Source organism: Pseudoalteromonas sp. G4 (genome assembly GCF_028875915.1).
In the GTDB taxonomy this organism is placed as follows: Bacteria; Pseudomonadota; Gammaproteobacteria; order Enterobacterales; family Alteromonadaceae; genus Pseudoalteromonas.
In genome coordinates this window covers 1-20,710 of sequence record NZ_JAPEHW010000068.1, presented here as the reverse complement: position 1 = coordinate 20,710, position 20,710 = coordinate 1, and the positions used below count along the sequence as shown (strand labels likewise).

The window sequence follows — 20,710 nt, the reverse complement described above, 5'->3', positions numbered from 1 at the left end:
GAATACCGGCCTGTCACGCCGGGGGTCGCGGGTTCGAGTCCCGTCCACTCCGCCATTTTATATATACCCTTATTCAATTATTAACGATAAGCTTTTCGCTTTAGTCTCATTTTTTACTAAATCAGTAATCTAAAACTTTATTTCAACATCAATGCTGTTCATAAATTCACTCTGCTAGTACTATTTTCACGCTTATTATCGCTTTTATTTTTTAGCCTTCTGATCAAAACCGTGTGTGATGTAAATTAAATATATCGCTAACTCGTAGCGCACTAGTTTTTGTGGTTAATTAATCCGATATTCAGTTTCCCAGGGTTAGGCTATGGCAAATTTTTTGGGGAAAGAGATTAATGAAAAAAGTTGTGATATTGATGCTTATTTTTGTTGGGATGTTGGTTGCAATGTGGCCTGCAGGATTCGCAGTCGGTTATCAGGTCAAAGAGCGTGAGTTATGCCAAAAGGTAAAAGGTAATAAAGTGCTTTTCAAATTTACTGCTGGTGGCATTATGCGAGGCGAAACTGCTGAAGGCACTCTGCGATCTAGTTTCTATGTTGATGGTTTGAAAAAGGGCATGCTGTTTAGCTTGAAGCAGTGTTTTGATAATACGCAAAACTAATACTCTCAATATCAGCCAACAATTGTTGGCTTTTTAACATCCAGCGGTTACAACGCCTGTATTTGGGGTTGTGCCATCTTCTTGATTGTAATAATAAGCGTAGCATTGATCAGAGAGGCGCAATCCATTTGGCCAAATTAAAATAAGCCCTGCAGAACCATTTGTGGTTAGTGGGAAGCCAGGCGCAGTGCGTTGCCTGCCAACGCCGCATAGATCATTTAAAGTGCAAACTGCAGTTGCTGAGGTAAAGGGGATTTCTTTACCAATATTTAAAATATAACGCCATGCGCCATTCCAATAACCTTCAACGTAGCCGTTATATACCAGCACATTAATACCAAGCTCATCCAGTTCGACGTTGCCATTTTTTACGTTTTGTACCAGTGCTTTGGCTTTTATCTGCTCTGCTGTTGTTTTCATGGCTGCAGCTGTTGCCTCTAGTACGCTAATACGTGACGCTTGCTGTAGATTTAGGAAGCGAGGGGCCGCAACAACTGCAAGCAACCCCAGAATAACAATCACAATGATCAACTCAATAAGTGTAAAGCCATGGTTTTTCATTGGTGTATTGCCTCTGGTGACTACGATGTTTTTTGGTAGTTTATAGTATAGCCAATCATAAGTCTTTGACTATGGGTGCTTAAATAAGCAAAATTACTCATCAAAACGCATTCAAGATGAAAGGGAAGGTAGTTTGTTTCAAATCCGCAGTTTAACCAAACTTTATTTTGATAAAGTTGTGTTTTCAAATTATACCTGCCAATTAACTTCTCAACGTGTCTTAATCACCGGACCAAATGGTCTTGGTAAATCAACGCTATTAGCCATGCTTGCAGGGTTGGAATCATTTCAACAAGGAGAGATTTTACTGCAAGAGCAAAGCGCCAATGCTCGGTTTTTACAAACGAATGTCGCTTTAGCGAGTGATAAAATTATCTTTCCAGAGTTTCTAACTGCTAAACAAGTATTAGATTTGACTCTTATGCATCAAGATTGTGAGAATCTTGAAAGCTTAGTAAAGCGATTTGCCTTTAATGACTTTTTACACACGAAAGTGATTAACCTTTCGAGTGGTAATCTTAAAAAGCTTCAACTGATAAATGCGTTTATGCGCAAAACCTCAGTGTTGTTATTAGATGAGCCAACTGCAGCACTTGAGCATAAAAGTGTGCCTGTGCTGCTGGCATGTATTGATGAGTTTAAAGGTCAAGTTATTTTAACCAGCCATGAGCCAGAACCATTTCTAAAATCTGGATTTGAAGCACAGGCGTTGATAAGTGCGTAATTTTTCTTTTTTCGAATACCGCATATCGGCTTATCATCATTATATTGCTGAACAATTAGGTCAATTAAAGCAATTAGGCGTTATTTTAGCGCTGTTTATGTATACCGCTTTTCCTGCACTTATTCTGCTAATTTACCTTGCGCTTGGCAAAGTTATGACGCAAGACCCTTCGTTAAGTATTTTATTATCGGTAGCATTAATCGTTATGCAAAGTGAGCTTAGTGCTGCATTGAGTAAAGGTGCGCTTGATATAAAACATCGCCTTTTTCAACGCTCATTTGCCAGTAAAGGAATGCGTACACTATGTGATTGCGTTTTGGCTTTAGCAGGTAATTTAGTATTTTTACTGAGTGTGCCTTTGTTGTTATCGTTAGATTTGGGCAAATGGCAACAAGGTCTTCATTTTGTAGTGTTTAGTATTTGTGTACTCGGCAGTGGATTTGTTGCCACCTTCAAACCTGCCCGAATAAAGCTATATATAATCTCGGTAATTATGTTACCAGTACTATTTGATTTAAGTTTACAGACGTTTCTAAGCAGTTATATAGCAATGTTAGTTTGCGTTGCATTTTGGCCAAACAGCCTTTCTTTCAAATGGTTGGCGGGGTTTAATTTCGGCTTTTGGGTCAGTTATCATTTGCATGCTTTTGCTGAAATTTGGTGGCGTGTATTAATGTTACTTGCCTTATGGGTGTGTGCAAATGTACTGAATTTACAACGGCCAGATTTGGGCTTTTTTGTTCATTGTTTTATATCGCCGTTTATTGTTTATATTGCTTCAAGCCAGCAACTTAATCAGAACGAATGCGTGTTACAGTATAAATTGTGGTTAAACAGTTTACGCAATGCGAATACGTTAGTTTATGGTCAATATGTTGTGCCTATGAGCTTGGCAGTTATTGGATTAATGAGTTTGCAATTGATTGTGGTGAGTGTGCAAAGCCTAATAATTTTTGCCGTTGCTGGTGCGTTAACAATTGCGGTTGCTAAGTATAAACCAACCCATTATGCCCTTGGTTGGTTTGTTATTAATGGCTTAATGGTAACGATTAACTATTGGGTGTATTAACCTACAGGCATGTTTTTATTAATCGTTTACTACCATTCGATAACACATGGATCAAACTCAGGATCATTGCTGAGCGTGATCGCTTGTTCAACGAGATAGCGCGCTGCGTCTACTTCATTGCTGTTTTTTAAAGCTAGTACATAATTCAGAGTGCGTTGCTTACTTTGCCACATAAGTTGCATCGCTTGAGTGCTCTGAATGAGCAATTTCTGAAAATCTTGTGTTTTTGCATTTAAGAACGCGATTTCACTTTGATCATTTCGCACTTCATATGCTTTTCTCTGTAAGGCAATGCCTATTGCTGTTGAGAGCAGTGTGCTTTGGCTTTGCTCTAATCGTTCTCCAATATTGATACAGGCATCAAGTAATCCAACTTCATCTTGAGTAACATTGCTGCAAATTTTATTAATTGTACTGAAACTTGGACTAGGTGTAGCTGCTAGCAGACTTTCTGTGCCAATAAAAAATAATAAGTCATTATTCATATTGAGTTGATTGAGCGTTTCATCGAAGAAGTAATAGGTTTGCTGTCGATATTCATTGTACTCTTGTGTGTTGGCTGCGTTAATAATCGCATCGAGAGTTTGTTGTGGGTTTTGCTTGGGATCTATCAAGCTGGCATATGCCAACCAGCTGGCGCCATTATTACGGTCAGTAGTGAGCGCGGATTGTATTGTTTGTTCATCACATACTTGATTGGCACACGCCAGAAGCGTTTGATGGGCAAGGTAGCGATTATTTGGGTAATCACTAAAAAGAGTGATTAAAGGTTGGGGCTGTTCCGGATTTTGCGCGTAAGACAATAAACCATAGGTAATTTTGCTTTCAAGCGTGACGGCGTTATCTTTTAGAGCATTGAGTAATGTGTGATTATCGAAAACGTCATATTCGTTGTTTAACTGTTTGGCTAGCTTCTCTAGAGGAAAAGAGTTAACTTTTTCGTCACTACACAGTGTTATTGCTTCTTCAGAGTTACTACTTTCAAAATCATTGCTCGCTTTGGTATGTTTTTGCTCAGGAGCGGTCTGCGTTTGCTGTGCAAGTAACGTTTTAGCGGTTTGATTGCTTTTAAGTTGTGAAGGTGTTGCTGGAGTAGGTTGTACTAAGTTAGAGAGAGATTTACCTATTGCTAGGTATAATCCAGTCAAGAATAAGCACGCAGTAATGCATATGAGCAAAAAATTTTTCATTCTAATCCCTTAGTGTTATTTTGCTAATGATATAAAAAAGCCAGCAAATGCTGGCTTAGTTTATAACACAATCAATAGGTTAAGAAGTTGCTTATGCAGCTTTTACCTTCTTAACAGAGTGAGCAGCTTTACCTGCCAATAAGTCTGCAGGGTCAAAATCATCTACATTGATAACTTGTAAGCGACCTACTTCTGCAGCTTTTAATTGCTCGGCTTCATCACTTGTAATTGCACCTAGCTCAAGTCCCATCTCTGCCACTTTATCAAGGGCAAAGAATGGCAGCTTATCTCCTTTAGCACGACATACTTTGTCGAAGATAGGTTCAACAGCAAGAATGTCTTTTAGCGTTTGCTCTTGGCGGCCAATTAGGTTTAATGGCTCGTTAGTAACATAAATATTATGTGCTAAACGATCGCGCGTTTCGCTTGGTGTTTGCAGTAAGCGTGCTACTTTTTGCTCTAATTCGTCTGTTGGTTTACGAATTGGGCGACCCCACGGGAATAACACGAGCTTTAAGAAACCACGAAGCGGTGCAAACGGCATGTTGTTGATAAGATCAGCTAGTGCACGCTGGCAAAGATATAAGTGATCTTGACAGCTCCACTGAACAAGGGCGAAGTCTTCTTTACGACGACCTTCATCGTTGTAACGCTTAAGTGTTGCAGATACTAAGTATAGATAGCTTAACAAGTCACCTAAACGTGCTGAGATACGCTCTTTACGCTTTAGTGAGCCACCAAAAACGGCCATACAAATATCAGACATTAACGCAAGCGATGCACTGTAACGCGTTGCGGTGCGATAAAATAGCGCTGTTTCATCATCATAAGGCGTTTTAGTAAAACGTGCACCTGTTAGTGCAAGCCATACAGTGCGTGCAAAGTTCGAAATAGTAAAGCCAATATGGCCCATCAGAGATTTATCAAACTGTGCAAGTGCTGCTTCTTTGTCTTCAATGTTACATGCTTCAAGCTCTGATAACACAAACGGATGACAACGAATAGCACCTTGACCATAAATAATCATATTACGTGTTAGAATGTTTGCACCTTCAACTGTAATCGCAATTGGCGCACCTTGATAACCACGGCCAAGGTAGTTATTAGGGCCTAAACAAATGCCTTTACCGCCATGAATATCCATAGCGTGTTTAGTTGAATCACGCATTTGCTCTGTTAGGTGATACTTTAAAATAGCTGATATTACCGACGGTTTTTCACCTAAATCAACAGCACCTGTAGACATTGAAACTGCAGCATCTGAGCTGTAAGCATAAGCACCAAGTTTTGCTAGTGGCTCTTCAATACCTTCCATTTTACCGATTGGTAAGCGGAACTGACGACGAATACGGCTATATGCACCACTGGCAAGCGCAAGTGCTTTAATACCACCTGCCGAGTTTGATGGTAATGTAATAGCACGACCAACCGATAAACACTCAACCAGCATACGCCAGCCTTGACCAGCCATTTTTGCACCACCAATGATGTAATCGATAGGTACAAATACTTCTTCACCTTGCGTAGGACCATTTTGGAACGGTACGTTTAGCGGGAAGTGACGGCGACCAATTTTAACGCCTGGGGTGTTTGTTGGAATAAGGGCACAAGTAATGCCTAAATCTTCTTTATCACCCAGTAAGCCATCTGGGTCACGTAGTTTAAATGCAAGACCAAGCACGGTTGCAACAGGCGCGAGTGTAATATAACGCTTGTTCCATGTTAGACGCATACCTAACACTTCTTCACCGTTCCATTCGCCTTTACAAACAATACCAAAGTCAGGGATAGAGCTCGCATCAGAGCCGGCTTCTGGTGAAGTAAGGGCAAAACATGGGATCTCATCACCTTTAGCAAGGCCAGGTAAGTAGTGGTCTTTTTGTTCTTGAGTACCATAGTGTTGCAGTAGCTCACCTGGACCTAACGAGTTAGGTACACCTACAATTGATGAAAGTAGTGTAGATTTTGATGTTAGCTTTTGTAGTACGCATGATTGTGCGTAGGCTGAAAATTCTAGACCACCGTATTGCTTTTTGATGATCATGGCAAAGAATTTATTGTCTTTTAGATATTGCCATACATCTTGCGGTAAGTCGGTTAGTTCATGGGTTGCTTCCCAATCATCTAACATTGCACACACTTCTTCTACTGGACCGTCAAGAAATGCCTGCTCTTCCGCTGATAAACGTGGCACAGGGTACTGGTGCATTTTTTTCCAGTTAGGGTTACCACAGAACAGATCTGCTTCCCACCATGTTGTACCTGCATCAATCGCTGATTTTTCTGTGTCGCTCATACTTGGCGTCACTTTTTTAAATGCTTTGAAAATAGGCTCAACAATGTACTGACGGCGAATGCTCGTCACTGACAGTGGAATAGCAATTGCTAAGAAAATTAACCAACTGATCATTGAGAAAGCACCCATAAATGAGCCAATCAACAATACCGCAGCGGTAACGGTTAAATGAGTATGCCAGTTTGCTCTGTGGTAGCTAGCAATTGCTAAGCAACCAAGCAAACCGAGTACAAATAAAGCAGTCATAGTTATTATCCTTGTAAGAGGTCTGACCAGATTCTCTTTAAGATTAGCTTTTCAGTACCAGAGATTCAAGACAAATTATTGCTTTTTTGAGCTTACAAATGTGCTCTCAAACAATGTAATTACATTAATTACATTCTAATAAGTATAGCTAAATTAAAGTCGCTTTCAGTGTTTTCCTGTCTTGCGGTAATTGACTGATAAGTTAGAATAATCTCATTAAGTTTATATGGGTAGTAGATGCAATGTGTGAGTTGCTCGGCATGTCAGCGAATGTGCCAACGGATATTTGTTTTAGCTTTTCTGGATTATTAGAGCGCGGAGGTAATACAGGTCCGCATAAAGATGGTTGGGGCATAACTTTTTATGAAGGTAAAGGATGTCGTACTTTTAAAGATTCAGAGCCAAGCTGCACGTCTGAAATTGCTAAACTTGTTAAAGCTTACCCAATTAAAAGTTGCTCGGTCATTAGTCATATACGCCAAGGCAATCGCGGCCGTGTGTGTCTTGAAAATACTCACCCTTTTACGCGTGAGTTATGGGGTAGGGAAATCACGTATGCGCACAATGGGCAACTTTCTAACTACCAAGACTTAAAACCCGACTTCTATAAACCTGTTGGCAATACCGATAGTGAACTTGCATTTTGTTGGATTTTGGATGAGATCCGCAAAAAATACCCTAAAAAGCCAAGCGATATGAAAGTGGTATTTCGATATGCAGCAAAGCTTGCGAAACAGTTACAAGCAAAAGGTGTATTCAACATGTTATTAAGTGATGGTATCTACGTGCTTGCGGTATGCTCAAATAATTTACATTGGATTACCCGTAAAGCACCTTTTGGTGAAGCACGCTTAATTGATGCAGACTTAATTGTTGATTTCAAAAAAGAAACCACACCGAATGATATTGTTACTGTGATTGCCACGCGTCCACTTACAGATAATGAATCATGGCATAAAATGGCAGCTGGTGAGTTTGTTTTATTTAAGCTTGGTGTAGCGGTTTAAAAACACTGTCTTAAATACACAAAAAGCAGCGAATAGTCGCTGCTTTTTTGTTTTAAATAGATTCAAAATTACTTTTTAACATCGTAACTTTTCAATTGTACGTCAAACTGCTCAACGCCTTTTTCACCTTTCCACATGCGTACGAGTAAATAATCCATACTGGGTGCAAACCATGCAAGCGCTTGGCGTTTATCATTATTGTAAACACGTCTGGCTTTAATGGTTTCAACATTGCCAAAGGGTAGAGTGATGGTTTCAGTACCTAATATTTCAAAGCGATAATGGCGAGCTTTGCCTTTTTTATCAACGATAGGGTAATCAAATACCTTTTTCCCTGCCATTAAATCCAAGCGCATTTTCGCTTGATAAGTCATTAAATCTTGCACGCCAGTTTCCCAGTTAATTTCAAGCGGGTACTTTGAGCGATTAGACATCACTTGTTTTTTGTCGTGATTGAAATTTAATGTGTACTTGCGATCAGGGCCCGTTCCGGTACGTTCCATCACGTAGCTTCGTGGCTTTATATCACCATTCGCACAATAAAACTCGGCGTGTTCGGAGCGTTTATCATTGAAAATCATCCATTTGATATCGCTTTTATAACTTAACTCACAGCCTTGCTCTGACACATTTAGGCGGCGAAATGCACTGCCATGACGTTCACCTTGGCGTAGAATGTCGTATTCAGCTTGATATGAATGAAGTTGTGTTGGTGTTGCCGAAATAAATGGCGAGATAAGGGCGCTGGTAAGTACCGCACCCATAAGAAATTTAGATTGTAGCGCCTTGCTTTGGAAGAACTTGGCCATCAAGAACTGCATTATCTGTTTCCATTGTTAGTCGTTTTTCACAGAACCACTGAACCACCAAAGGATAAATAATGTGCTCTTGTTGGTGAACACGCTCGGCTAACGTTTGCGCTGTATCGTCTGACTCAATAGCAACCTTGGCCTGCAAAACAACAGGGCCGCCGTCTAACTCTTCAGTAACGAAGTGTACACTAACTCCATGCTCTTTGTCTTTTGCATCCAATGCTCTTTGGTGGGTATTCAGACCCTGGTACTTAGGCAACAAAGACGGATGAATGTTCAACATTCTTCCTAAATAATTTTGCACTAAGCTTGGAGTTAGGATACGCATAAAACCAGCTAATACAACTAGATCTGGACTAAAAGCGTCAATTTTGTCCATTAACGCAGCGTCATAGTCTTCACGGCTATCAAATGCTTTATGGTCAAGCACAAGCGTTTCGATGCCGGCATTTTCAGCGCGGGTAAGGCCATAAGCATCTGGGCGGTTAGAAATAACCGCACAGATTTCACCATTAATTTGACCAGCCTTAGCCGCATCAATAATGGCTTGAAGATTCGAGCCGCTACCAGAAATTAAAACGACGATTTTGCTAGTCATTAGATAATTTCTACTTGCTCTTCGCCTTGGCTAGCAGCTCCACGATTTTGCTAGTCATTAGATAATTTCTACTTGCTCTTCGCCTTGGCTAGCAGCTTGGATTTCACCAATGTGCCATGCATCTTCGCCTTGTGCCTTTAAGATTTCTAAGCTTTGCTCAAGCTTATCTGCAGGCACAACTAAAATCATACCAACACCACAGTTAAATGTACGGTACATTTCGTGTGTTTCAATGTTACCGTTTTCTTGTAACCAGTTGAAAACAGCAGGCCATTGCCAGCTATCACCTTTAACCACTGCTTTTGCAGATTCAGGTAATACGCGTGGAATGTTTTCCCAGAAACCACCGCCAGTGATGTGTGATAGCGCGTGAACGTCAACATCTTTTAGTAGTTCTAAAATTGATTTAACGTAAATACGCGTTGGCTCCATTAGGTGCTCGCCTAATGTTTTGCCTTCAAACTCAGCATTTGTATCAGCACCAGACACTTCCAAAACTTTACGGATTAATGAATAACCGTTTGAGTGTGGACCACTTGATGCAAGCGCAATTAGTTGATCGCCTTCTGCTACTTTAGTGCCGTCGATGATTTTTGATTTCTCAACAACACCTGTACAGAAACCAGCCATATCGTAGTCGTCACCTTCGTACATGCCAGGCATTTCAGCAGTTTCACCACCGATAAGTGCACAGCCAGAAAGCTCACAACCTTTACCAATGCCCGTTACTACGTCAGCAGCAACATCAACGTCTAGTTTACCAGTTGCGTAGTAATCTAAGAAGAATAGTGGCTCAGCACCTTGAACGATTAAATCGTTCACACACATAGCAACTAAGTCGATACCAACGGTATCGTGCTTTTTAAGGTCAATTGCTAAACGTAATTTAGTACCAACACCGTCGGTGCCTGCAACAAGTACTGGTTCTTTGTAGCCAGTTGGTAGTTCACAAAGTGCGCCAAAACCACCAATGCCGCCCATTACTTCTGGACGACGAGTTTTCTTAACTACGCCTTTGATACGTTCAACTAATGCGTTACCAGCGTCGATATCTACGCCTGCATCTTTATAGCTTAAAGATTGTTTCTGTTCGCTCACGGAAATTCCTTAACGGTTGCATGTGGGTTGCATAAAAAATTGCGCGCATTTTACCTGATTTCGTGCGTTGCTACCACATTTATTGCAACTGGATGAGGACATTTGTCCAAGAAGTTTAAAGAAGTGTCTGGTGTGGCTCTCAAGCAAACAAATAATCGCTTGCTTGAGAGTAACTTAGAGTGTGAAGACGCTTAGGCTTCGGCAATTAAGATGGCACGAAGCGGAGCAGGGTAGCCCTCGATAGTTTTATTTACATCGTTTGGATCAAGAAAGTCGGCTAGTGATTCTGTTGTCATCCAATCCGTTTTACGTTGCTCTTCGAGTGAGGTTTGGTCGTTATCTACCACACGCACATTTTTAAAACCAACGCGCTCTAACCACAAAGTTAATGCTGCGGTACTTGGGATATACCAAACATTACGCATTTTGGCATAGCGGTCAGTTGGCATAATTACGGTATTTACGTCCCCTTCAACCACTAAGGTTTCAAGCACTAACTCGCCGCCTGGGCGTAACTGTGCTTTCAGTTGTGATAAGAAATCAATTGGTGAGCGACGGTGATATAACACACCCATCGAAAATACCGTATCAAACGCTTTTAGCTCAGGTAATTGCTCTACTCCTAGTGGTAAAAGATGGACATTTGGGTCTGGGTTAAAGTGTTTAATCGCTTGGAATTGACTTAAAAACAGATCTGATGGGTCAATACCCACAACAAACTCAGCACCTGCGCCACGCATACGCCATAAGTGATACCCCGAACCACACCCTATATCCAGTACTGTACGATTGCTTAAATCTGAGATATGCGGTAATAGACGATCCCACTTCCAATCGCTGCGCCATTCAGTATCAATATGCAAGCCATGAATGGTAAACGGGCCTTTGCGCCATGGCATCATGCGTTTAAGTAAATGTTCAAGTTGTTTGGTATGCCCTTCGCTTAGCTCAGATGCGTCACCAAACTCAACTTTATCTTGAATATTAATATGTTTGGTATTTGATTCAGGTAAGTTTTTAAGTACTTTTTCCCATTTAGGCCAATCGCCATGTTGCGCTTCGCGTTGCCAGTGGCTAAGCTGCGCTGGCAGTGTTTCTAACCAATGACTTAATGGTGATTTTGCAATTGCTGCGTAAAAGTCAGTAAACCAGTTATTCATTTTTAAACCTATTATTTAATTGCAATCATTGAGCAGAAGTTAAAACACTGATACCACACTTGGGTATGTTGAAAACCAATCTCTGATAGGCGCTCAAAATGTGCATTGAGTGTTTCTGGGCGCATTACATTTTCAATTGCGCTGCGTTTTTGGCTAATTTCAAGTTCTGAATAACCGTTAGCACGCTTAAAGTCATGGTGTAAATCAATTAGTAAGTCATCAACTAAGGAATTTTCACCCTTAATTTTTTCACTGAGTAGTAACACCCCACCCGGATTTAATCCTTGGTAGATTTTTTCTAATAACGCAAAGCGTTGCGGCTGAGGAATGAACTGCAATGTAAAGTTAAGTGCTACAACAGATGCATTGCTAATTTCAATGTCGTTGATATCTGCTAACTCAACAGTTACAGGCACATCCGAGCGAAAGCCCTCAAGGTGAAGTTTGCAGCGCTCAACCATTGCTGCTGAATTATCAACCGCGATAATTTGGCAATTTTGTTTGTCGATATTTCGGCGCATGCTCAACGTTACCGCGCCAAGCGAGCTGCCTAAATCATATAAATTAGAGTTGTTTTGCGCATATTGGCCCGCAAGCTTACCCATTGTGCTTACAATGGTTGCATAGCCAGGTACAGAGCGCTGAATCATATCTGGAAATACTTCAACCACACGCTCATCAAAGGTGAAATCCTTAACGGCTTGTTGGTTGGCGTAAATAGTGTCTTTACTCACTTACGTGATCTCTCAAGCTTTTAATCGGCATATTTTACGTTTTTTCTCGCCATTAGTCAGTGCCTTCATACAATCATTAATTAAAATTTTGATGTTTTTAGTAAAATTTAGTTTTCTCTTTTGTTAATTAGGTGTAGTTTGCTGACTATACTCAATATAGTTGCAGTTTGAGGCATAGTGAAAATGAGAAAAAATAATACAATTAGCACCGAAGATATTTTAGCGACTTTATGTAAATCAGTAACCGAAGTGCTTTCGGCGGCAACCAATAACCAAATTACGTATTCTGCCATGGTGCAGAAAATTACCCGTACCTGCATGCGCCCCGATATCGGTTGTTTTGTGCTGTTTGATGGGGGCTTTACTGGCCTTGTGGTTAAAAACTTTACCGCACAAGCGGCGATGGAGCTTTACGGCGACTACATGCGTAATATGGGTATGCCTGAAAGTGAAATTGCCAAAAGTCATTTGTCAGATGATGTGTCAAATGTGCTTGGTGAATTGATGAACCAGGTAGTAGGCGATTTTACCAATAAAGTACGAGAGCAGTTACATACATCAATCACGCAAAACCAGCCAAAAATGATGGCAATCAACAAGCAAGTGCAGATATCAGTTGATACCACCATGGATAGACCGCAAGCAAGACGCGTTACCTTCACCACGGAAAATCAACATATTTTCTATCTAGAATTAGCAATGGATAAAACAGAATTTATCAAGTTACATGAATTTGATATTGCGGAAGCGGTTGACCCAGACGATATTATTGCCAATGAAAAAGCAAAACCAGCAAAAGCTGCGAAGAAGTCTGATGTAAAGTCGTCTGCCAATGATGATATCGATGATGACTTTATGGCTGAACTTGGTTTATAAATCGCTAAAAAGCTAATGTGAAAAGGCCTCTTGTTGAGGCCTTTTTTGTCAGGGAAAATAAATATTATTTAACTCATATTCTATTTCGCGTCGTAAAAATTCTCGTTTAGATCACACAACACCATAAATAGCCGAAGGTCGAGTTCACCCTGAAAATAGTCTGGCTGCATATGACAACATAAATTATAAAAGCTTTTGTTGTGCTCTTTTTCTTTAAAATGCGCGAGTTCATGCACCACTAAGGTTTTTAAAATTTCTTCGGGTGCGTATTTTAGTTGATTCGCAATGGCAATATGGTGCTGTGCCTTTAATTTCTTGCCATGTGCATGGCGTTTAAAGGTGTGCGTTCCTAGCGCATTGAGCACAAGGTCTTTTTGTTTTTCATATTTAACCGAGTTTAATTTTGGCGCATTTTTTAAATAGCTCTGCTTTAAGCCAGTGGCAAAATCATACAAGGCTTTTTCAGATTTAAACTGATGGGCAATAGGGTATTTCTTTTCAAAATAACGAGCCAATTTGCCTGAGTTTATTAATGCTTCAACTTGCGCTTTTATTTGTTCTGGGTACGCGCTAAAGTAGTTCATAAAATCAACAGGACGTGTCGATGAAGCCATATTCTCTCGCTATTATTTTATTACTTAGTTACTGCTTTTCAGTTGATGCGAAGCCTAAGCTGGTTGATATTTCAGAGTATAAAAGTGGTATTGTAACGGAAATGCGTTATTTCACTGACAATAATTTTGTTGGTACAAAAATTAATGGCTATCAAAGCGCTAAATGTTTACTCAGTGAAAAAGCTGCTAGCGCATTAGTTGCTGCACAATCTGATTTTTTAACGTTTGGTTTAACCATCAAAGTATTTGATTGCTATCGTCCACAGCGAGCAGTTGACCACTTTGTGTCGTGGGCAAACGATATTAACGACACCAAGATGAAGGCATTTTATTACCCTAAAGTGGCTAAAAAAGAGCTTTTTAATAAAGGCTATATCGCGGCAAAATCAGGGCACTCTCGAGCAAGCACCGTTGATATTACCTTGGTTGAAAAAGACAGTCATAAACCATTAGATATGGGCACCCCTTGGGATTATTTTTCGCCATTGTCAGCTGGACAAAATCCACATTTATCCTCGCAGGTAAAAGCAAATAGGATGTTGCTTGCAAAAGTAATGGCACTGCATGGGTTTAAACCACTCAAAGAAGAGTGGTGGCATTTCACTTTAAAAGATGAGCCTTATAAGAATAGCTATTTTGATTTACCCATTGAGTGACTCAAAATAGGTCGGCTTGTTTTGCTTCCTTTTCAGCTGGAAAAGGTAAAGTAACTGCATGATTAAATTTGCTTTCTAAACAAAATTGTCGCGCTAAATGTGCTGAATCATGATTATCTGCGGTATGAAAGAATAAATACGGTGTTTTACCTTCACGTTGCCAGTCGGTAATTTTTTTAATCCAAGGAGCATAAAACGCCGAATTATCAGCTAAGTTAGAACAGCCAACAAATCGGATAATTGGTCGTTGCCCTGTGGCAATAACGTTTACGGGCACCCGCGGCTTTTTTTGTTGTGCGTCTATTATGGCATCGGTATTTGCAGGCTCAGAAAAGAGTGCACGGGTATCCATAATAATGCGGTCAACATTGTGGCGCATTAGCAGCTGGTTAAAATGCTTTTCGTTATCGTCTTTTTGGAAAAAACCGAAATGCCGCACTTCAATGGAAAGCGGGATTGATTTTGGCCACAGTTCAAAAAAAGAAGCAATACGTGGTACAAATTCTGGTGAGCAAGATTTAGGAAGTTGTAACATAATTGAACCTATTTTTGGCAATAGCGGTTCAAATAAATTAAGCCATGCTTTTATTTCACTGTTTACTCCCTCCAACGCCATTTGATGCGAGATGCGTTTAGGAATTTTAAAGGTAAAACGAAAATCATCGCCAGTGCTGTGATACCAGTTATTGATTGCTGTAGGGCTTGGGTCTGCATAAAAGCTGGTATTGCCTTCAACAGTATTAAAAATTTGGCTGTATTGCGCGAGCATGTCACTGTTTTTACAGTGTGTTGTAAAAACACGTCCTTTCCAGTGATTACTGGACCATTGTGGGCAACCTAAGTACAGCATTTCATTTCTTTATCGTGAGTGAATTTTTATAGCATATCAAACACGGAATTTACTCTCTACACTCGCATTTTTAAAGCGCTTAAGTATAATTGGCGTTTATTTTTTTAGTGATGACTATTTCGAGGGCATTTTAGCGCTCGAATATTTGATAAGTCTTTTACGGACAGGATAGATATGCGCTCTATATATTGCGGACAAGTAAATAAATCAAACGTAGAACAAAACACGCCGTGACCTAGGTGGCTTAATCTTTATCGACTTACGCGACCGTGAAGGTGTTGTGCAAGTGGTATTTGATCCTGAAGTTGAAGGCTTAATGGATACTGCAAACCAATTACGTAATGAATTCTGCGTAAAGGTAACCGGTATTGTACGTGCACGCCCAGAAAGCCAAATCAACAAAGATATGGCAACGGGTGAAGTAGAAATTTTAGGTAAAGGATTAGAGATCATTAACCGCTCTGAGCCATTGCCACTTGATTTTAACCAGCAGAACTCAGAAGAAATGCGCTTGAAGTATCGTTATTTAGATCTTCGCCGTGTTGAAATGAGTGAGCGTATCAAGTTACGTGCTAAAGCGTCATCGTTTGTTCGACGTTTCCTAGACGACAATGGTTTCTTAGATATTGAAACGCCAGTACTAACTAAAGCAACTCCTGAAGGTGCTCGCGATTACTTAGTGCCAAGCCGTGTTCACAATGGTAGTTTTTACGCATTACCTCAGTCACCTCAGCTGTTCAAACAGTTGTTAATGATGTCGGGTTTTGACCGTTATTATCAGATCGTTAAGTGTTTCCGTGATGAAGATTTACGTGCTGATCGTCAACCTGAATTCACTCAAATCGATTTAGAAACGTCATTCATGAGCTCAGATGAAGTGCGTGCAATGACAGAAAAGCTAATTCACGATATGTGGAAAGAGCTATTAAACGTTGATTTAGGTACTTTCCCAACGATGTCATATGCAGATGCGATGCGTCGTTTTGGTTCAGATAAGCCAGATTTACGTAACCCAATGGAATTAGTAGACGTTGCTGATTTAGTTAAAGACGTTGAGTTTAAAGTATTCTCAGGTCCAGCTAATGATGAAAAAGGCCGCGTTGCGGTGCTTACTGTACCTGGCGGTGCTGCATTATCACGTAAGCAACTTGATGATTACACTAAGTTTATTGGCATTTATGGTGCGAAGGGCTTAGCGTGGATGAAAGTTAACGACCGTGATGCGGGCGTTGAAGGTGTACAATCACCAATTGCTAAATTCCTAACTGAAGACGTGATTAGCCAATTACTTGAGCGTACTAATGTGCAATCAGGCGACATCATTCTATTTGGTGCTGATAAACGTAACGTTGTAAACGAAGCGATGGGTGCACTTCGTCTGAAAATTGGTTTAGACCTAGAAATCACAGACTTAAACAAGTGGGCGCCACTTTGGGTTGTTGATTTTCCAATGTTTGAAGAAGACGACGAAGGTACACTGCACGCAGTTCACCACCCATTTACTGCACCAAAAGACATTTCAGCTGCGGAGTTAGAAGCTAATCCGGCAGCGGCTATTTCAGATGCGTACGATATGGTACTTAATGGTTACGAAGTAGGTGGTGGTTCTGTTCGTATTCATAACAATGAAATGCAACAAGCAGCATTCCGTATTTTAGGCATTGAAGCGCAAGAACAAGAAGATAAGTTTGGTTTCTTACTTGACGCGCTTAAGTACGGTACACCACCACATGCAGGTTTAGCATTTGGTTTAGACCGTTTAGTTATGTTGTTATGTGGCACTGAAAATATCCGTGATGTAATTGCGTTCCCGAAAACAACACAAGCATCATGTTTATTAACAAACGCACCAAGCGTTGCAAACCCTGATGCACTGGTTGAACTAGGTGTATCTGTGGTTGAGTCTGCTGACGAGTAAAGATATCCAAATATAAAAAAGGCGCACGTTAACGTGCGCCTTTTTTGTTTGCTTGGAAAAGGTGAAACTAAACTTTAAAACGCGCGATATAATGACTCATCTTATTGGTATTCATTGGTCCTTAAATCTCGCCGTTTATCATTTAATGCTTTACCAACAGTTATCTAATACCCACTATGGCACTGTTTTTTCGAATATAGGTTGTATGTATGCCACGTATTAGAACGCTTGATGTGCTGAGAGGTTTCGCTGTGTTGGGTATTCTGTTTATGAATATTTACTATCATAGCGTTTTTGAATTAGGTTACGTGCCGCTTCAAGTTACACCGCTTAGCGATAATGTGATTGAGGTGATAAATGCCTTTTTTATTGATGGTCGTTTTAGGGCCTTATTTTGTTTATTGTTCGGTGTAGGCTTAGCTATTTTGTATGATAAGCATGGTCAAGACGATGCCTTTACGTTGTTAAAGTCGCGTTTAAATTGGCTTCTTATTTTTGGCTTTATCCATAGCGTGTTTATTTTTTCTGGCGATATTTTGGTTAACTACGCACTAGCAGGGTTGATTGTTTATCGCGAAATCGGCAGTAGCCAAAAAGTTCTCTTAAAAAAAGCAAAAACTTATTTTGCTATAGGCTTTTCATTAATATTACTGTTTGCGTTAATCCCAAACGAACCCATCTACCGCGATAGCGATGAGTACTTCGAAATTATTAATACCTGGCAATCAGGTTATGGCGAGCAATTAATTCAGCAAATTGTGTTTACCATTATTATGTTTGTATTTAGCTGGGTGTGTTTTATTTGGATTACTGCAGGCATAGTCCTGTTTGGTGTTTATTTATATCGCGCCGATTTTTTCAATACGGGTTTATCAACAAAGCAATTGCTTGCATCTTTATTGGTGGTGATAACCATATCGAGCATCGATGCGCTATTGCGTGTTAATTACGTTCACTTGGTTGAACTCACCATGTCCATTGCCACATTTTCAGGACTAGTATGTGCGTTAATGTATTGCCATGTTTTTATTAAGCTAAATGAAAAGCTTACCGTATTAAACAGTATTTTTGCGCCTGCGGGACGTATTGCATTTACGCTTTATATTTTGCAATCAATCGTATTTGCGCTCTTCTTTCGCTACTTTTCACCTGAATTTGTGCATAGTGCAACGCGTTTAGACTATATCTACTTGTGTTTAATATTCTCAGTTTTTCAGCTGGTATTTGCGTTTTTCTATTTAAAACTTTTCAAGTCAGGTCCAATAGAGTGGCTTTGGCGCAAAGCATATAGCGCAAAATAAGTTAAATTTTGTGCAACTGCGCGCAGTTTAAAAACTATTACTGGTAATCCATACAGTTATTAGTCATTATTAGTTATCACAAGAAAACATCGCAAAAGGTGTGCATTGGCAATAATACTTGGCATCGACCCTGGCTCTCGCTTTACGGGCTATGGTTTAATTAAACAGCAAGGTATGAAGTTTGAATACTTAGGTAGCGGCTGTATTAAAATGGGCGAAAAGCCAATGGCCGAGCGCCTTAAAATAATTTTTCAAGGTGTGACTCAGCTAATTGAACAATATCAGCCAGATAGTTTTGCGATAGAACAAGTATTTATGGCGCGAAATCCCGATTCTGCTTTAAAACTTGGCCAAGCCCGCGGCGCTGCCATGGTGGCGGCTTCGCTTCAGTCACTTGAGGTGTTTGAATATTCTGCGAGGCAAGTTAAGCAGGCCGTTGTTGGCACCGGTGGTGCTGATAAATCGCAAGTACAACATATGGTAAAGAGTTTTCTAAAACTGCCAGGCACACCACAAGCAGATGCCGCCGATGCGTTGGCAATCGCCATTTGTCATGGCCATTCACAACAACATTTAATCAAGCTTTCAGGGCAAGCGAGTAAAACAGTAAGAGGACGATTAAGACGATGATAGGGCGATTACGCGGAACATTAGTAGAAAAACAGCCACCGGAAATCTTAATTGAAGTGAGTGGTGTTGGCTATGAAGTGAATATGCCAATGACCTGTTTTTACAACTTGCCGAAAGAAGGTGAAGAAGCGGTTGTTTACACCCATTTTGTAGTAAGAGAAGATGCACAATTATTGTTTGGTTTTAACAATAAAACGGAACGCGCACTATTTCGTGAATTACTAAAAGCCAATGGAGTGGGGCCTAAGTTAGGTTTGGCAATTTTATCCGGTATGTCGGCCGAGCAATTTGTTGCCTGTGTGCATAGTGAAGATGCAACTAGTCTGGTTAAACTGCCTGGTGTTGGTAAAAAGACTGCTGAGCGTTTAGTGCTTGAAATGAAAGACAGACTGAAAGACTGGGGTATGGATCTTTTTACACCTTATACTGATGGTGCCATTTTAGAAATGCAGGAAGATCCAACTATCAAAGGAAATGCGCAAGATGATGCAATTGCTGCACTAATGGCGCTTGGCTATAAGGCAAACCAAGCAGAAAAAGCAGTAAAAGCGATCAAAGGTCAAGGGCTTACCAGTGAAGTTCTTATTAAAGAAGCGCTTAAGGCGATGATGTAAAATGATTGAAGCGGATAGACTAATCGAACCCGAAAAAAAAGGAAATGAGGATGTTATCGATAGAGCGATACGTCCAAAGCTGTTGTCTGATTACCGAGGTCAACCTCATGTAAAAGAGCAGATGGAAATCTTTATTGAAGCGGCGCGTTCTCGTGAAGAAGCGCTTGATCATTTATTGATTTTTGGTCCGCCGGGTTTAGGTAAAACTACGTTAGCGAATATCGTTGCTAACGAGCTGAACGTTAATATTAAAACAACCTCAGGTCCGGTACTTGAAAAAGCCGGCGATCTTGCAGCGATGCTAACCAACTTAGAAGAAAACGATGTGCTTTTTATTGATGAAATACATCGTTTAAGCCCACATGTTGAAGAAATTCTTTATCCAGCAATGGAAGACTATCAACTCGATATTATGATAGGTGAAGGACCGGCTGCACGCTCTATTAAATTAGATTTGCCGCCATTTACATTAGTTGGTGCAACAACCCGTGCTGGTTCACTTACTTCACCACTTAGAGATCGTTTTGGTATTGTGCAGCGATTAGAGTTTTATTCAGTTGAAGATTTATCACATATCGTTAGTCGCTCTGCGGACTTTTTATCCCTTGAAATGGAAGAAGAAGGGGCGGTTGAAGTGGCACGTCGTGCTCGAGGTACCCCGCGTATTGCCAATCGATTATTACGCCGTGTACGCGATTATGCCGAAGTTAAAGCGGATGGGGTGGTAACAGCTGAAGTTGCTGGCAGCGCCCTTGATATGGTAGATGTTGATAAAAGCGGTTTTGATTATATGGACCGTAAATATTTACTCTGTCTTATCGAGAAGTTTATGGGCGGCCCTGTAGGCCTTGATAATATTGCAGCGGCAATTGGAGAAGAACGCGAAACCATCGAAGACGTGATAGAACCTTATTTGATACAGCAAGGGTTTATTCAACGCACCCCCCGCGGTCGAATAGCCCAAGAGTTTGCTTATAAACACTTTGGTTTTCCAATAAAAGATGCGTAATACTACTTATTTACAAAAGGTCGCTTAGCGGCCTTTTTTGTTGTTTTATACCAATTGCATTAACTACTGATCATTTATTGCGACAGAGAAATGGCTCAGCAACAAGGCTTATAATTCGACATGTAGTTGT

20 protein-coding genes and 1 pseudogene are annotated in these 20,710 nt (G+C 40.4%); 11 read left to right on the top strand and 10 right to left on the bottom strand.

Annotated features, from left to right (window positions below):
- The first annotated feature begins 350 nt into the window (after positions 1 to 350).
- Positions 351 to 617 (top strand): hypothetical protein, encoded by a 267-nt coding sequence (locus ON073_RS16205; RefSeq protein ID WP_274762935.1) that lies wholly within the window; start codon positions 351 to 353, stop codon positions 615 to 617.
- A 33-nt stretch (positions 618 to 650) separates the two neighbouring features.
- On the opposite strand, the gene ON073_RS16200 is transcribed toward ON073_RS16205, so the two are convergent.
- Positions 651 to 1,178, bottom strand: coding sequence for a prepilin-type N-terminal cleavage/methylation domain-containing protein (locus tag ON073_RS16200; protein ID WP_274762934.1), 528 nt, complete (start codon positions 1,176 to 1,178; stop codon positions 651 to 653).
- Positions 1,179 to 1,311: 133 nt separating this feature from the next.
- Here ON073_RS16200 and ON073_RS16195 point away from each other — a divergent pair, with 133 nt between their 5' ends.
- Complete coding sequence (locus tag ON073_RS16195; RefSeq protein ID WP_274762933.1) at positions 1,312 to 1,902, top strand: ABC transporter ATP-binding protein; 591 nt, start codon at positions 1,312 to 1,314, stop codon at positions 1,900 to 1,902.
- The gene (locus ON073_RS16190) at positions 1,895 to 2,971 is read left to right on the top strand and encodes a DUF6136 family protein (RefSeq protein WP_274762932.1); all 1,077 of its coding nucleotides are present in this window, start codon (positions 1,895 to 1,897) and stop codon (positions 2,969 to 2,971) included. The genes ON073_RS16195 and ON073_RS16190 overlap by 8 nt, the downstream gene beginning before the upstream one ends.
- Before the next feature lie 29 nt (positions 2,972 to 3,000).
- On the opposite strand, the gene ON073_RS16185 is transcribed toward ON073_RS16190, so the two are convergent.
- Both ON073_RS16185 and fadE read right to left on the bottom strand, forming a co-directional pair.
- Complete coding sequence (locus ON073_RS16185; protein ID WP_274762931.1) at positions 3,001 to 4,161, bottom strand: hypothetical protein; 1,161 nt, start codon at positions 4,159 to 4,161, stop codon at positions 3,001 to 3,003.
- A gap of 91 nt (positions 4,162 to 4,252) precedes the next feature.
- A complete protein-coding gene (gene fadE / locus ON073_RS16180) occupies positions 4,253 to 6,703 on the bottom strand; it encodes an acyl-CoA dehydrogenase FadE (RefSeq protein ID WP_274762930.1) in 2,451 nt (816 codons plus the stop codon).
- 242 nt (positions 6,704 to 6,945) lie between these two features.
- On the opposite strand from fadE, the gene ON073_RS16175 reads away from it, so the two are divergent.
- Positions 6,946 to 7,710, top strand: coding sequence for a class II glutamine amidotransferase (locus tag ON073_RS16175; protein ID WP_274762928.1), 765 nt, complete (start codon positions 6,946 to 6,948; stop codon positions 7,708 to 7,710).
- A gap of 68 nt (positions 7,711 to 7,778) precedes the next feature.
- Here the strand turns inward: ON073_RS16175 and ON073_RS16170 are convergent, their stop codons facing one another.
- From ON073_RS16170 to cmoA, 5 genes are all read right to left on the bottom strand, one after another.
- The gene (locus ON073_RS16170) at positions 7,779 to 8,531 is read right to left on the bottom strand and encodes a DUF3108 domain-containing protein (RefSeq protein WP_274762927.1); all 753 of its coding nucleotides are present in this window, start codon (positions 8,529 to 8,531) and stop codon (positions 7,779 to 7,781) included.
- Positions 8,482 to 9,120 carry a phosphoribosylglycinamide formyltransferase gene (gene purN / locus ON073_RS16165; protein ID WP_274762926.1) on the bottom strand — a complete coding sequence of 213 codons (639 nt, stop codon included), beginning with the start codon at positions 9,118 to 9,120 and terminating at the stop codon, positions 8,482 to 8,484. Before purN ends, ON073_RS16170 begins: the two co-directional genes overlap by 50 nt.
- Before the next feature lie 57 nt (positions 9,121 to 9,177).
- Positions 9,178 to 10,218: a phosphoribosylformylglycinamidine cyclo-ligase gene (gene purM / locus ON073_RS16160; protein WP_010560454.1), complete on the bottom strand. Its 1,041-nt coding sequence runs from the start codon at positions 10,216 to 10,218 to the stop codon at positions 9,178 to 9,180.
- Positions 10,219 to 10,409: 191 nt separating this feature from the next.
- Positions 10,410 to 11,378: a tRNA 5-methoxyuridine(34)/uridine 5-oxyacetic acid(34) synthase CmoB gene (gene cmoB, locus ON073_RS16155; protein ID WP_274762924.1), complete on the bottom strand. Its 969-nt coding sequence runs from the start codon at positions 11,376 to 11,378 to the stop codon at positions 10,410 to 10,412.
- 11 nt (positions 11,379 to 11,389) lie between these two features.
- The gene (gene cmoA, locus ON073_RS16150) at positions 11,390 to 12,112 is read right to left on the bottom strand and encodes a carboxy-S-adenosyl-L-methionine synthase CmoA (RefSeq protein WP_274762923.1); all 723 of its coding nucleotides are present in this window, start codon (positions 12,110 to 12,112) and stop codon (positions 11,390 to 11,392) included.
- A 183-nt stretch (positions 12,113 to 12,295) separates the two neighbouring features.
- Here cmoA and ON073_RS16145 point away from each other — a divergent pair, with 183 nt between their 5' ends.
- The gene (locus tag ON073_RS16145; RefSeq protein WP_274762922.1) at positions 12,296 to 12,988 is read left to right on the top strand and encodes a DUF3334 family protein; all 693 of its coding nucleotides are present in this window, start codon (positions 12,296 to 12,298) and stop codon (positions 12,986 to 12,988) included.
- A gap of 80 nt (positions 12,989 to 13,068) precedes the next feature.
- Here the strand turns inward: ON073_RS16145 and ON073_RS16140 are convergent, their stop codons facing one another.
- Positions 13,069 to 13,602, bottom strand: a complete 534-nt coding sequence (locus tag ON073_RS16140; protein ID WP_274762921.1) for a YgjP-like metallopeptidase domain-containing protein — start codon at positions 13,600 to 13,602, stop codon at positions 13,069 to 13,071.
- Here ON073_RS16140 and ON073_RS16135 point away from each other — a divergent pair.
- On the top strand, positions 13,593 to 14,258 hold the full coding sequence (locus ON073_RS16135) for a M15 family metallopeptidase (protein WP_274762919.1): 666 nt from the start codon (positions 13,593 to 13,595) through the stop codon (positions 14,256 to 14,258). The two genes, ON073_RS16140 and ON073_RS16135, sit on opposite strands and share 10 nt — an antisense overlap.
- Before the next feature lies 1 nt (position 14,259).
- On the opposite strand, the gene ON073_RS16130 is transcribed toward ON073_RS16135, so the two are convergent.
- Entirely contained in the window at positions 14,260 to 15,108 is an 849-nt protein-coding gene (locus ON073_RS16130) for a DUF72 domain-containing protein (RefSeq protein ID WP_274762918.1), read from the bottom strand.
- 174 nt (positions 15,109 to 15,282) lie between these two features.
- Here ON073_RS16130 and aspS point away from each other — a divergent pair.
- The 5 genes and pseudogenes from aspS to ruvB all read left to right on the top strand — a co-directional run bounded on the left by aspS (position 15,283) and on the right by ruvB (position 20,580).
- A pseudogene (aspS, locus tag ON073_RS16125) lies at positions 15,283 to 17,026 on the top strand (aspartate--tRNA ligase).
- 209 nt (positions 17,027 to 17,235) lie between these two features.
- Positions 17,236 to 18,327, top strand: coding sequence for a DUF418 domain-containing protein (locus ON073_RS16120; protein ID WP_274762917.1), 1,092 nt, complete (start codon positions 17,236 to 17,238; stop codon positions 18,325 to 18,327).
- 105 nt (positions 18,328 to 18,432) lie between these two features.
- Complete coding sequence (gene ruvC, locus ON073_RS16115; protein ID WP_010560443.1) at positions 18,433 to 18,957, top strand: crossover junction endodeoxyribonuclease RuvC; 525 nt, start codon at positions 18,433 to 18,435, stop codon at positions 18,955 to 18,957.
- Positions 18,954 to 19,571 carry a Holliday junction branch migration protein RuvA gene (gene ruvA / locus ON073_RS16110; RefSeq protein ID WP_274762916.1) on the top strand — a complete coding sequence of 206 codons (618 nt, stop codon included), beginning with the start codon at positions 18,954 to 18,956 and terminating at the stop codon, positions 19,569 to 19,571. The genes ruvC and ruvA overlap by 4 nt, the downstream gene beginning before the upstream one ends.
- 1 nt (position 19,572) lies before the next feature.
- Positions 19,573 to 20,580: a Holliday junction branch migration DNA helicase RuvB gene (gene ruvB / locus ON073_RS16105; RefSeq protein WP_274762915.1), complete on the top strand. Its 1,008-nt coding sequence runs from the start codon at positions 19,573 to 19,575 to the stop codon at positions 20,578 to 20,580.
- The last annotated feature ends 130 nt before the right edge of the window (positions 20,581 to 20,710 follow it).